Source organism: Ideonella margarita (assembly GCF_038066635.1).
Taxonomy (GTDB): domain Bacteria; phylum Pseudomonadota; class Gammaproteobacteria; order Burkholderiales; family Burkholderiaceae_C; genus Ideonella; species Ideonella margarita.
The window spans coordinates 338,078-351,495 of the sequence record NZ_JBBUTI010000004.1; the positions used below are offsets into that span (position 1 = coordinate 338,078).

At 64.5% G+C, this 13,418-nt stretch carries 11 protein-coding genes; 3 read left to right on the top strand and 8 right to left on the bottom strand.

Annotation, left to right across the window (positions count from 1 at the left end; all coding sequences use genetic code 11):
• The first annotated feature begins 51 nt into the window (after positions 1-51).
• From AACH00_RS06965 to AACH00_RS06975, 3 genes are read left to right on the top strand one after another with little or no spacing between them, the layout of a single operon-like run.
• Entirely contained in the window at positions 52-1,011 is a 960-nt protein-coding gene (locus AACH00_RS06965) for a Bug family tripartite tricarboxylate transporter substrate binding protein (protein WP_341398356.1), read from the top strand.
• Positions 1,011-1,505, top strand: coding sequence for a tripartite tricarboxylate transporter TctB family protein (locus AACH00_RS06970; protein ID WP_341398357.1), 495 nt, complete (start codon positions 1,011-1,013; stop codon positions 1,503-1,505). The genes AACH00_RS06965 and AACH00_RS06970 overlap by 1 nt, the downstream gene beginning before the upstream one ends.
• Before the next feature lie 20 nt (positions 1,506-1,525).
• A complete protein-coding gene (locus tag AACH00_RS06975; protein WP_341398358.1) occupies positions 1,526-3,016 on the top strand; it encodes a tripartite tricarboxylate transporter permease in 1,491 nt (496 codons plus the stop codon).
• Positions 3,017-3,100: 84 nt separating this feature from the next.
• On the opposite strand, the gene hemH is transcribed toward AACH00_RS06975, so the two are convergent.
• From hemH to argA, 8 genes are all read right to left on the bottom strand, one after another.
• On the bottom strand, positions 3,101-4,201 hold the full coding sequence (hemH, locus tag AACH00_RS06980) for a ferrochelatase (RefSeq protein ID WP_341398359.1): 1,101 nt from the start codon (positions 4,199-4,201) through the stop codon (positions 3,101-3,103).
• 36 nt (positions 4,202-4,237) lie between these two features.
• On the bottom strand, positions 4,238-5,200 hold the full coding sequence (locus AACH00_RS06985; protein WP_341398360.1) for an adenylate/guanylate cyclase domain-containing protein: 963 nt from the start codon (positions 5,198-5,200) through the stop codon (positions 4,238-4,240).
• 96 nt (positions 5,201-5,296) lie between these two features.
• Complete coding sequence (gene rpoD / locus AACH00_RS06990; RefSeq protein ID WP_341398361.1) at positions 5,297-7,537, bottom strand: RNA polymerase sigma factor RpoD; 2,241 nt, start codon at positions 7,535-7,537, stop codon at positions 5,297-5,299.
• Positions 7,538-7,868: 331 nt separating this feature from the next.
• Positions 7,869-9,845 (bottom strand): DNA primase, encoded by a 1,977-nt coding sequence (gene dnaG / locus AACH00_RS06995; protein WP_341398362.1) that lies wholly within the window; start codon positions 9,843-9,845, stop codon positions 7,869-7,871.
• 178 nt (positions 9,846-10,023) lie between these two features.
• Positions 10,024-10,326, bottom strand: a complete 303-nt coding sequence (locus tag AACH00_RS07000; protein WP_341398363.1) for an H-NS histone family protein — start codon at positions 10,324-10,326, stop codon at positions 10,024-10,026.
• Positions 10,327-10,407: 81 nt separating this feature from the next.
• Positions 10,408-11,451 (bottom strand): extracellular solute-binding protein, encoded by a 1,044-nt coding sequence (locus AACH00_RS07005; RefSeq protein WP_341398364.1) that lies wholly within the window; start codon positions 11,449-11,451, stop codon positions 10,408-10,410.
• Between the two features lie 213 nt (positions 11,452-11,664).
• On the bottom strand, positions 11,665-11,937 hold the full coding sequence (locus tag AACH00_RS07010; protein WP_341398365.1) for an oxidative damage protection protein: 273 nt from the start codon (positions 11,935-11,937) through the stop codon (positions 11,665-11,667).
• A gap of 52 nt (positions 11,938-11,989) precedes the next feature.
• On the bottom strand, positions 11,990-13,330 hold the full coding sequence (argA, locus tag AACH00_RS07015) for an amino-acid N-acetyltransferase (RefSeq protein WP_341398470.1): 1,341 nt from the start codon (positions 13,328-13,330) through the stop codon (positions 11,990-11,992).
• Between the last annotated feature and the right edge of the window lie 88 nt (positions 13,331-13,418).

Consider the following 13,418-nt stretch of genomic DNA (forward strand, 5'->3'; position numbering starts at 1 on the left):
AGGCTCGACAGCGAGCATCGCTCAGTCCCATTCCTAACATCAGGAGACCCCATGCGTCGTGACACCTTCCTCAAAGCCATGGCCGCACTGGCCGCTGGCGGTGCCTTGCCCCTGTCGGCCCAGGCGGCCGCCAACCTGAAGATGATGATCCCTGCCAACCCCGGTGGCGGTTGGGACACGACCGGCCGCGCGCTGGGCAAGGCCCTGCAAGACGCGGGCGTGGCGTCTTCGGTCAGCTACGACAACAAGGGCGGTGCCGCTGGTGCACTGGGCCTGGCGCAGTTCGTCAATGCCAACAAGGGCGACGGCAATGCGCTGATGGTGATGGGCGCCGTCATGCTGGGCGGCATCATCACCGGCAAGCCGCCGGTCAGCCTGTCGCAGGCCACGCCGCTGGCGCGCCTGACCAGCGAGTACAACGTGTTCGTGCTGCCCGCCGAATCGCCCCTGAAAACCATGAAGGACGTGGTCGACCAGCTCAAGAAGGACCCGGGCAGCGTCAAGTGGGGTGGCGGCTCGCGCGGCTCCACCGAGCACATCGCGGCAGCCATGATCGCCCGTGAAGCCGGCGTCGATGCCTCGAAGATCAACTACGTGCCCTTCCGTGGGGGTGGTGAGGCCACTGCCGCCATCCTGGGTGGCAATGTCACCATCGGCGGCAGCGGCTACAGCGAGTTCCAGGCCTACATCGAGTCCGGCAAGATGCGCGCGATCGGGGTCACCTCCGACGCCCGCCTGAAGGGCATCAACGTGCCGACGCTGAAGGAGCAGGGCATCAATGTCGTGATCGGCAACTGGCGCGGTGTGTACGCTGCCGCCGGCATCACGCCTGAGCAGCGCAAGGCCCTGATCGACATGATCGTCAAGGCCACCAAGTCGAAGGCCTGGGCCGAAGCCCTGGAGCGCAATGGCTGGACCCCAGCCCTGCAGACCGGCGCTGAATTCGAATCGTTCGTCGATTCCGAATTCGCCAGCCTGCGCGCCATCATGGTCAAGTCCGGGATGATCTGATGCGCAGTCCTCAGACTTTGCTGGGCGCCGGCACCCTGGGTGTCGGTGGCCTGATCCTCGCGGGGGCGTTGCAGTTGTCGTCAGACGCCGGCTATGCCGGTGTCGGCCCCAACTTTCTGCCCCTGGTGGTGGGTGCTGCACTGCTGGTGTGCGGCGCTGGCCTGTTGTGGGAGGCCCGCACCGGCGGCTATCGCAACATGGAAGAGCCGTCAGGCGCGGAGAGCGCCGACTGGCCTGGCTTTGTCTGGGTCTCCGTGGGCATTCTGGCCAATGCGGCCTTGATCACCACGATCGGCTTCATCTTCAGCTGCACGCTGTGCTTTGTCTGCGCGGTGCGTGGCTTCCACTGGGCTGAAGGACGCCGCGGCATCCGGCCTGCTGCGATCCTGAAAGACGCGCTGATCGGCTTCTGCATCGCTGCGCCGGTCTACTGGATGTTTACTCAATTGCTGGCGATCAGTCTGCCCGGCATCACGTCGACGGGGTGGTTGTGATCGATATCTGGAATCTCTTGATGCAGGGCTTTGCGACGGCGGGAACGCCGGTCAATCTGCTCTGGGCGCTGGTGGGTTGCACCATCGGCACGGCGGTGGGCGTGTTGCCCGGCATCGGCCCGGCCACGGCGGTGGCGATGCTGTTGCCGATCACGCTGAAGGTTGATCCGACCGCGTCGATGATCTTCTTCGCCGGCATCTACTACGGCGCGATGTACGGTGGCTCCACCACCTCGATCCTGTTGAACACGCCGGGTGAATCCGGCTCCATGGTCACCGCCATGGAAGGCAACAAGATGGCCAAGAACGGCCGAGCCGGTGCGGCCCTCGCCACGGCGGCCATCGGCTCGTTCGTGGCCGGCACGATCGCGACCATCGTGGTCACGTTCTGTGCGCCGTTCGTGGCGAACTACGCCGTGAAGCTCGGCCCGCCCGAGTACTTCATGCTGATGCTGCTGGCCTTCACCACTGTCAGTGCGGTGCTGGGCAAGAGCACGCTGCGCGGCTTGACGGCCCTGTTCGTTGGTTTGGCCCTGGGCCTGGTCGGCATCGACCAGATCACGGGCGTGGCGCGCTACACCGGTGGTGTGCCCGAGCTGATGGACGGCCTGGAAGTGGTGCTGATCGCCGTGGGCTTGTTCGCCGTGGGCGAAACGCTCTACAACGTGCTGTACGAAGGCCGCTCGGTCGAGACGCAGAACCGTATGAGCCGCGTGCACATGACGCGCGACGACTGGCGCCGTTCGGTGCCCGCCTGGCTGCGCGCCACCTTCATCGGCATTCCGTTCGGCACCATTCCGGCCGGCGGCAGCGAGATCCCGACCTTCCTCAGCTATGCCACCGAAAAGAAGCTGTCCGATCACAAGGAAGAGTTCGGCACGACCGGCGCGATTGAAGGTGTGGCTGGCCCCGAGGCGGCCAACAACGCGGCCATCACGGCCACGCTGATTCCGCTGCTGACGCTGGGCATCCCGACGTCGAACACCACCGCCATTCTGCTGGGCGCGTTCCAGAACTACGGCATCCAGCCGGGGCCGCAGCTGTTCGATACCAACGGCGCGCTGGTCTGGGCCCTGATCGCTTCGCTCTACATCGGCAACGTCATGCTGCTGGTGCTGAACCTGCCGCTGGTGGGCCTGTGGGTGAAGTTGCTGAAGATTCCGAAGGCGCCGCTGTATGCCGGCATCCTGATCTTCGCGACGGTGGGTGTGTACGGCATGCGCCAGTCGGCCTTCGACCTGGTGCTGCTGTATGCCATCGGCCTGCTGGGCGTGGTGATGCGTCGCTTCGACTTCCCGACCGCGCCTGTGGTGGTGGGCATGATCCTCGGCCCCTTGGCGGAGGCGCAGATGCGCAACGCGCTGTCGATCGGCGAGGGCCACTGGGGCATCTTCCTGCAGCGCCCGGTGTCGGTGGCTCTGCTGGTGATCGTCGTGGGCGTGCTGGTGCTGCCGCGCCTGATGCGCTGGCTGCGTCCGCCGACCGAGCCTGATGTGGTGACCCGGGCCTGACACGTCAGACCCAACAAAAAAGCCGGCTCCTGGAGCCGGCTTTTTTTCGTTCTCAACGCAGGGGGCTCAAGGCCCCTCTGACGATCAGCGCGGCGCGCCCATTGCCTTGGCTCGCTCCTGCGCTGCTCGCCGCTCACCTGCCAACCGTGCGTTGTCTTCGGCAGACACCGGCCAGCCCTGCAGGTGGCGCAGCGCCACCGTGGCCAGCGCCTGCATGCCCTCATCGGAATCGTTCAGGCAGGGGATGTAGTGAAACTCCTTGCCGCCCGCATGCAGGAATGCTTCGCGCGCTTCCTGGCTGATTTCTTCGAGGGTCTCCAGGCAGTCGGCTGCAAAGCCCGGGCAGATCACGTCGACGCGCGGTGTGCCGGCCTGGCCAAGGGCGATCAGGCTGGGCTCGGTCGATGGCTCCAGCCACTTCGCCTTGCCGAACCGGCTCTGGAACGTCACCTTGTATTCGCCGCGCTCCAGCTCCAGCGCCTCGGCCAGCAGCCGGGCCGTCTTGTGGCACTGGCAGTGGTAGGGGTCGCCCAGGTGCAGCGTGCGCTCGGGCATGCCGTGGAAGCTCATCACCAGCATCTTGCCGCGGCCGTTGGCGGCCCAGTGCTTGCGCACGCTGGCGGCGAGCGCGGCAATGTGCGCCGGGTCGTCGTGGTATTCGTTGATGAAGCGGAATTCCGGCAGCCGGCGTGCCTTGCGGCCCCATTCGCTGACCTTGTCGAAGGTGCTGGCCGTGGTGGCGCCCGAGTACTGCGGGTAGGCCGGCATCACCAGCACGCGTTCGATGCCTTCAGCGCGCATCGCATCCAGCGCTTCCGGAATCGACGGGTTGCCGTAGCGCATGGCCGGACGCACCACCACCTGCGCACCACGTTCACCCAGATAGCCCTGCAGCAACTGGGCCTGGCGTTTGGTCCAGACCAGCAGCGGCGAGCCGCCGTCCATCCAGACCGTGGCGTACTTGGCGGCCGACTTGGCCGGACGCACCCGCAGGATGATGCCGTGCAGGATGACCTTCCAGACCAGCGCCGGAATCTCGATCACGCGCGGATCGCTCAGGAATTCGCCGAGGTAGCGGCGCAGCGCGGGTGCCGTGGGCGCGTCCGGCGTGCCGAGATTGGCCAGCAGGATGCCGGTGCGGGGAGGGTGCTCGTGCGGGAGCTGGGGTTCTTTGCGAAATGCCATGCCCTGATTGTGGGCCAAGGGCATCAGCCTTGAAGGCTATCGGGCGATCAGGTCGCCGGCGCCCAACAGTCGCATCGGTCGGGTGTCGCTGCCAGCCAGTACGTCAAAGTGCAGCGTGGCCACGCGCGGGTCATTGGGCGAGCCGCCCAGGCCCAGATCACCCGAGCCGTGCAGGGTGCAGGATCCGCGACGCAGGCTGAGGATCTCGTCGTCGCCCGCGAAGCGCACGAAGGTGCCATTGATGCTCAGGTCGGTGACCTGCAGCGCGCCGCCCGTCATGTCGATGCGTGCGTGGGTGCGCGACACGCGCGGGTCGTCCACCCGCATCGCGGCCGTCACGTTGCGGCCGATGATCACGGGCAGGCGGTGGCGCTCCCACTGGAAGGCACGGTCTTGCCACACCAGTTGCAGGCCGGCCGGCTCGATCGCGTCGACCCGGCTTTCCAGCTCGGTGGCGGCGGTGTCGGCCCCCTTGGGCGTGAGCAGAAACACCTCGACGGTTTCAATTCGCCCGCGCAGGCGCACCTTGTCGAGGTGGCGGAAGCGCGACTGGATTTCCCAGGGCAGCTCGTCAAACACGTTCCGGCTGATGAGCGATTCACCGTCGCCGGCATGGTCAAGCAGCCGGGCGGCCACGTTCACGGCGTCGCCGAAACAATCGCCGCCGACCTCGACCACCTCGCCTGCGGTGATGGCGATCTGCAGGTGCATGCGACGGGTGTCATTGCCGCTGTCGGCGTTGGCAACGCTCTGGCGATCCAGCTCTTCCTGCATCTGCGCCGCACCTGAGACGGCAGTCAACGCGCTGGGGAACACCGCCATCAGGCCGTCGCCGAGTGTCTTGACCAGCTGACCGCCCGAGCTGGGCACCCAGCGCGCCAGCGTGCGGATGACCTGGGTCACCACGGTGGTGGCCTGGGCGTTGCCAAGGTGTTCGTAGAGTGCCGTGCTGCCGCGCAGGTCGGCAAACAGGACGTAGCGTCGCTTGATGGTGGCCATGCTGGCAACAGTGTACGAAGGAGTCGCCCTGAGCGCCAAGGCGGCAAGCCCCCGAAAAAGAGAAACGGCCCGCAAGCGGGCCGTCGTGATCGGGGTTTAGATGTTGTCGAGGTAGGTGCGCAGCTTGTCCGAGCGGCTCGGATGCTTCAGCTTGCGGATCGCCTTGGCTTCAATCTGGCGGATGCGCTCACGCGTGACGTCGAACTGCTTGCCCACTTCTTCCAGCGTGTGGTCGGTGGACATTTCGATGCCGAAGCGCATGCGCAGCACCTTGGCTTCGCGCGGGGTCAGGCTGTCGAGGATGTCCTTCACCACGTCGCGCAGACCAGCCTGCATGGCGGCCTCGATCGGCGCGGTGTTGTTGGTGTCCTCGATGAAGTCGCCCAGGTGGCTGTCGTCATCGTCACCGATCGGCGTTTCCATGGAGATCGGCTCCTTGGCGATCTTCATGATCTTACGGATCTTGTCTTCCGGCATCTCCATCTTCTCGGCCAGCGTCGGAGCATCCGGCTCGAAGCCGAATTCCTGCAAATGCTGACGCGAGATGCGGTTCATCTTGTTGATCGTCTCGATCATGTGAACCGGGATGCGGATGGTGCGGGCCTGGTCGGCGATCGAGCGGGTGATGGCCTGGCGGATCCACCAAGTCGCGTAGGTCGAGAACTTGTAGCCGCGACGGTATTCGAACTTGTCGACCGCCTTCATCAGGCCGATGTTGCCTTCCTGGATCAGGTCGAGGAATTGCAGACCGCGGTTGGTGTACTTCTTGGCGATCGAGATGACCAGGCGCAGGTTGGCCTCGATCATTTCCTTCTTCGCATCGCGCGAGGCCTTTTCGCCCTCGTTCATGCGGCGGTTGATGTCTTTCAGGTCATCGACCGGCACCACGGCGCGGGCTTGCAGGTCGATCAGGCGCTGTTGCAGTTCCTGGATCGCCGGCAGGTTGCGGCCCATGATGGCGCTGAAGGGCTTGCCCGACGCGATTTCCTTCTCGGCCCATTTCAGGTTCAGCGAGTTCGACGGGAAGCTCTTGATGAACTGGTCTTGCGGCATGCCGCACTTGTCGACCACGATCTTGCGGATCTCGCGCTCATAGCGGCGCACGTCGTCCACCTGCGAGCGCAGGATGCCGCACAGCTTCTCGATCGTCTTGACCGTGAAACGGATCGTCATCAGGTCAGCGCTGATCGACGACTGGGCCTTGTTGTAGGTGGCCGACTTGTAGCCGTCCTTCTCGAAGGCCTTGCGCATCTTGTCGAAGTGCGTGCGCAGGTCAGCAAACTTGCCCAGGGCCTGGTTCTTCAGCTCTTCGAGCTTCTTCGTCAGGGCCTTGGAGCCGCCGTTGCCGTCGTCGTCGTCTTCCTCGTCGAATTCGTCGAAGTCTTCTTCGGCCACGTAGTCGTCGGCCTCGTCGGCGGCGACAAAACCGTCAACCGCTTCGGAGATCTGCATTTCGCCGGCCGCGATCTTGTCGGCCATCGACAGGATTTCAGCGATGGTCGTCGGCGAGGCCGAGATGGCCAGCATCATGGCCTGCAGGCCACCTTCGATGCGCTTGGCGATCTCGATTTCGCCTTCACGGGTCAGCAGTTCGACCGAGCCCATTTCACGCATGTACATGCGGACGGGGTCGGTGGTGCGACCGAATTCGGAGTCGACCGTGGAGAGCGCGGCTTCCGCAGCTTCTTCGGCTTCTTCTTCGGTGGCCGTGGAGGTGGCGCCACCGGCAATCAGCAGCGTGGCGGCATCCGGTGCCTGCTCGTACACGGCGATGCCCATGTCATTGAGCATCGAGATGATGGCTTCCAGGATTTCTTCATTGACCAGCTTTTCAGGCAAGTGGTCGTTGATTTCCTGGTGCGTGAGGTAGCCACGCGTCTTGCCCATCTTGATGAGGGTCTTCAGCTCCTGGCGGCGCTTGGCGACTTCCTCTTCGGTCAGGGCGGTTTCGTCCAGGCCGAACTCGCGCATCAGCGCACGTTCCTTGGCCCGCGACACCTTCATGCGCAGCGGCTTGGCCTTGGGCTTGTCCGCGGTGTCTTCGCCCACCTCGGCGACGTCAGCGACATCGGCCGATTCGGCTTCAACTTCGATTTCACCTTCCAGATCGGCTTCGATGTCGGCCAGATCGTCTTCAACGACCTCGGCCTTCTTGGCGGTCTTCTTGGCGGTGGTCTCAGCCTTGGGCTTGCGGCCGCGCTTGGGCTTGGTGTCGTCGGTGGACTCGACTGCGGTGGTCTTGGCTGCAGCCTTGGCACGGGGCTTCTTGATGTCTTCGGCCTCGGGGGCCGTCGCGGCCTTGGGTGTCTTGGCTGCAGCAGTCTTCTTCGCGGTCATGCGGGTCCTTGAATGGCGTGGCGTCTGTATGGCGTCGGTTCACTGCCCGATTTCGGCCGTTTCAGGCGAACTTCAAGTACACGCAACGCAAAGAAATATTTTTTGCATCGGGTGAAGAAGCGCATGGCGAACGGGGCGCCAGCCGGTGTCGGGGCGCCAATCGGGCAGGGCAAGTTGGCGTGAACGTTGAATCTTGCAGCCCTTGCGGGGTGGTTGGCCGATGTAACCCATGTCGTGGGTGGCCGGGTCCGGAGGTGCTGCTGTCACTCTTGCCGCTGTTGCATCGGATTATACCTCAATTGCTGCAATTTTGCGCAGTTCAGGCACCCGGTCAGCGGTCTTCTTCCTTGCGTGGCGCACTCATGCGCAGCTTCACCTCGCGCCATTGGCGGTCCAGCTCGCGGTATTCGTCGAGGGCGCTGCGCTCCGTCGCGGCCTTGGCTTGCAGGGCTTGCTTGCGGGCCGTCAGGGCCTTGTCGAGCAGCACATCGACGGCGCGCCTGAAGTCATCGAAGGTCGCGCCGGGGTCGGCGTCGCCATCGGCCAGACGGCGCTGTGCAGCATCGAGTGATTCGTCGGCTTTCAAGGCCAGACTCAGCACGGCCCAGGTCCGGGGGCCGTGCTCGGCCAGATCCCGCTCCAGCCAGGCCACGAGCGGGCCGTGAGGCGCTGGCAGGTCATGCAGCAGTTCGTGCTCGATGCCTGGCAGGCGGTCCCACCAGGCGGGCTCACCGAACAGCATCTGCACGACGCGGTCTTCCGGGCTCTTCGGGGCCGTGCGGCGCGGTTGCGGGGGCAGGGGGGCGTCCTTGCTCCAGCGTCCGCCCTTGAACTTGCGTTTGGCGTCACCGCCTGAGCCTGACCAGGCCTGGTGGAAGTGGCTGCGTCCGCCGCCGCCAGCGCCGCCGGCACTGCCACCGTCGCCGCCTTCGGGGCTGCCTTGCCAGGGGGCCTGGTCGTCATCGGGCGGACCTTCCCAGGGCTGGTTGCCGGCCGTTTGAGGCGCGCCACTCTGCTGCCGTTGACCGCGGCTGGCCTGCGCCTGCCACAGCCGCCCCAGCTCGTCGGATGGCAGGCCGCCCAGACGTGCCAGCTCGCTCAGCAATTGCAGGCGCAGCGTGCCCTCAGGCAGGGCGCCCCACAGCGGGCGGGCCTGGGCCAGCATGCGGGACCGGCCTTCGGCGCTGTTCAGGTCGCAATCAGCGCTGGCGTGGTCAATCAGTTGCCGCGACAGCGGCACCGCATCGCGCACGCAGCCTTCAAACGCGTCGCTGCCAAACGCGCGGACGTAACTGTCCGGATCATGTTCGGCGGGCAGGAACAGGAATCTGAAACTGCGCGTGTCGGTGGCATGGGGCAGCGAGGCTTCCAGGGCCCGGCCTGCCGCACGGCGGCCGGCGGCATCTCCGTCAAAACTGAACACCACCTGCTCGGTGAATCTCAGCAATTTGTGCACGTGCTCGGCCGTGCAGGCAGTGCCCAAGGTGGCCACGGCATTGGGGAAACCCAATTGCGCGAGCGCCACCACGTCCATGTAACCCTCGGTGACCAGGGCGTAGCCCTTTTCGCGCAGGCCGGTGCGTGATTCATACAGGCCATACAACTCCCGGCCTTTGACGAAAATCGGCGTCTCCGGCGAGTTGAGGTACTTCGGTTCACCCTTGTCGAGCACGCGCCCGCCGAAGGCGATGGTTTCGCCCTTGACGTTGCGGATGGGGAACATGATGCGGTCACGAAAACGGTCATACCGTTTCTGCTCCGTGCCTTCGTCACCCTGCACGATCACCATGCCGGATTCAGCGAGCAGCGGGTCGTCATAACGCGGAAAGACACCGGCCAGCGTGCGCCAGCCTTCCGGGGCATATCCCAGCCCGAATCGCAAGGCAATTTCACCGGTCAGGCCGCGGCCCTTGAGGTAATCAATCGCGCGCGGGCTGCCCTTCAGTGACTTCCTGTAGTGGTCAGCAGCCTTTTGCAACACATCGGTCAGGGTTTGCTGGTGTTGCCGTTGTTGTGCGGCTTCAGCACGCTCGGCCGGGCTGATGTCTTCCTCGGGCACTTGCAAGCCCGTGGATTGCGCCAAATCACGGACTGCCTCGACAAAACTCATGCCGTGGTGTTCCGTCAGAAAGCGGATGGCATCACCGTGAACGCCGCAGCCAAAACAGTGATAGGTCTGGCGCGTCGGGCTGACGATGAAGCTCGGCGATTTCTCGCCGTGAAAGGGGCACAGGCCCTTGTGGTTGATGCCGGCTTTTTTGAGCTCGACATGGCGCCCCACCACCTCGACTATGTCGGTGCGGGACAACAGTTCTTGGATAAAGCCGGCTGGAATCACGCCGACAGTCTAGTTCACCGCGGCGCTGAAGCCGCCCAGACGTGAAAAAGGCAGCCGAAGCTGCCTCTTGCTACACAGGTGGCCTGTGCCCTCCTCACCGCCTTTGGCGATGACCTCCCGGAGGGGCCCAGGCGCTGTGCCGTGGGTGTCAGAGTGCGAAGTCGTCGAGCGACTTGCCGGCACCCAGCGCCGACTGCAGCCACTTCGGCTTCAGACCACGACCGGTCCAGGTCTGGCCGGTAGCGGGGTCGCGATACTTCGCGGCGACCTTCTTGCCACCTTCAGCCTTGGGCGCAGCAACCTTGCCGGCGAGATCAGCAGCGGTCAGGCCATATTCGGCCATCAACGCCTTCACCTTGGTGATGGCGTCTGACTTCGCAGCGCGTTGTGCTTCGGCGATTTGCTTTTCAAGCGCGGCCTTCTGGGCCATCAGTTCCTGGATCGTGGTCATTTGGTATCTCCAATTTGAATACCCGGAGGGCGGCCGGATGATAACCCACGATCCCCCGACCATCCAAGACCTTCACTTTTCTTATTTGAAACCGACGCGGTCAAGCATTTGCTGGACCTTGACCTGATTCATGCCAATCACCGAAACCGGCACGCTTTCCGTCTTGAAGGTGCCAAACGACTCCAGCGCCGGATTCGGAACCTTCACCGACTTCACCACGGGCCATTCGTTATTGCCGCCGGCGAAATAGGCCTGTGCTTCGTCGCTGGCCAGATACTCCAGAAACTCCACCGCAGCCGCACGATTCTTGGCATGGCGGGCCACAGCACCGCCGGCAATGTTCACATGGGTGCCGGTGGTGGCTTGATTGGGCATCACCACCCCCAGTTTCTCGGTGGTGGCGCGGTCATCCGCACGCTCCGAGCGCATCATCCGGGCGAGGTAATAGCTGTTGGTCAGGGCAATCTTGCATTCGCCCGTGGCCACAGCCTTGATCTGGTCGGTATCACCGCCCTTGGGGGCGCGAGCCATGTTGTCGACCAGGCCCTTCAGCCAGATTTCCGTCTTTTCCGGGCCCAGGTGCTCGGTCATCGCGCCAAACAGCGACAGGTTGTAGGGGTGCGAGCCCGAGCGCGTGCAGAACTTGCCGGCATTCTTCGGGTCAGCGAGTTTCTCGTAGGTATCGACGTCCTCGCGCTTCACGCTCATCTTGTTGTAAACCACCACGCGAGCCCGGGTCGAAAAGCCGAACCACTGCGAGCCCTGGCCGTCATCGCGGCTGCGCAGGGTGGCCGGAATGCGCTGGCTGAGTACCTTGCTCTGCACGGGCTGGAACAGGCCGTCCACCTCGGCGCGCCACAGGCGGGCGGCGTCCACCAGCAGCACCACGTCGGCCGGGCTGGCAGCACCTTCGCTCTTCAAGCGGGCCAGGATGCCGGCATCGTCCGAATCAACCCGGTTGATGCGAATGCCGGTGGCCTTGGTGAAGTTCGAATACAGGTTTTCGTCGGTCTGGTAATGGCGGGCCGAATACAGATTCAGCACCTTTTCCTGGGCTTGAACTTGGCTGGACCAGCCCGCTGCGGTCAGCAAGGCCAGCAGGGCGAAACGGGTGTTGATGCGCATGAAAACTCTCCGGCGTGAACTGGAAAAACAGTGCGGCGAGTTTACATGAGAACGCGAATGGTTCGCATTTGTTGTCGTGGGCTGGCCCTGTGCGCCGCAGGGCCACCCAAAACAAAGCCCCGGCGCTGTCGGGCAGCGTCCGGGGCTCTGTCGTATCCGCGTTCACGCCGGGCGAGGCGCAAGCCAGCCCGGTGACGGAGGGATCAGGGTTGATCAGGCCGAGGGCGGCACGTAACCGGCAGGCTGGTCGCCGCCGGCGCCGAACAGGAACTGTTCCATCTGGCGCATCAGGTATTCACGGGCACGGGCGTCGGCCAGATTCAGGCGGTTTTCATTCACCAGCATGGTCTGGTGCTTCTTCCATTGCTCGAAGCCTTCCTTGCTGATGTTGTCGTAAACGCGCTTGCCGAGTTCACCCGGAAAGAAGGCGAAGTCCATGCCTTCGGCTTCTTTTTTCAGGAAGGTGCAATAAATCGTGCGTGCCATGCGTGGCTCCGTAAGTCGAGCGGTGAGAGAAAAAAGGGGAGATCGCCGGGCCTCAACCCAGCTTCTTGACCAGCACCTGTGAGCGCCGGTCCCAGTTGTATTTGCGTTTGCGGGCTTCGGGCAGCCAGTCCGGATCAACCGGGTGGAAACCGCGCTTGATGAACCAGTGCATGGTGCGTGTGGTCAGCACGAACATGGTGTCCAGGCCCATGGCCCGGGCGCGTTGTTCAACCCGCTTGAGTATCTTGTCACCATCGCCTTGACCCTGCACCTGCGGGGATACCGTGAGGGCCGCCATTTCGGCCGTCCTGGCTTCCGGATAGGGGTAGAGCGCGGCGCAACCGAAGATCACGCCGTCGTGCTCGATGACGGTGTAGAGGCCGATGTCGCGCTCGATCTCCGTGCGGTCGCGCTTCACCAGCGTGCCGTCGCGCTCGAACGGCTCGATCAGCTGCAGCACGCCGCCCACGTCGTCGGAGGTGGCTTCGCGCAGGCTTTCCAGCTTCTCGTCGACCACCATGGTGCCGATGCCGTCGTGGGTGAACACCTCCATCAGCAGCGCACCATCGGTGGCGAACGGCAGGATGTGTGAGCGCTCCACGCCGCCCAGGCAGGCTTCAACACAGTGCTTCAGGTAGAAGGCCGGGTCGGTGGGCTGCGTCGGGGCGGGCAGGGCGGCCAGCAGGCGCTGGGCGTCGGCCAGTGCCAGCTCGGTATCGATGGCGCTTTCCGGATCGTCGATATGCTCGCGGATGCCGGGCGTCTCGGTCAGAAAGAGCATCTTGTCGGCCTGCAGGGCGATGGCGGTGGCGGTGGCCACATCTTCCATCGACAAGTTGAACGCCTCGCCGGTGGGCGAGAAGCCGAACGGCGACAGCAGCACCAGCGCGCCGATGTCGATGGCGCGGCGGATCGCGCCGGCATCGACCTTGCGCACCACGCCGCTGGAGAGAAAGTCCACGCCGTCGACGATGCCGACCGGCCGCGCCGTCAGGAAGTTGCCCGACACGACGCGCACGGTCGAGTTGGCCATTGGCGTGTTCGGCAGACCTTGCGAGAAGGCCGCCTCGATCTCGAAGCGCAGCTGGCCGGCGGCTTCCTGCGCGCAGTCCAGTGCCACGCTGTCGGTGATGCGTCGGCCATGCGAGAAGCGCGAGGTATGGCCCTTGGCCGTCAGCTGGTCATTCACCTGCGGACGGAAACCGTGCACCAGCACCAGTCGCACGCCCATGGCGTGCAGGATCGCCATGTCTTGTGCAAAGTGGTTGAGCTTGCCGGCGGCGATGAGCTCACCGGCGATGCCCACGACGAAGGTCTTGCCCCGGTAGGCGTGGATGTGCGGCGCTACCGAGCGAAACCACGGAACGAAGGTGTGGGGGAAGACGAGATCCATCATGTGGCCCGGATTGTGCCGCAGCGCAGGCCGCGCCGCGCGGCTGCGTACACTGGCTCGATGCAAGCGATGGGTGCGGTGGCCGATG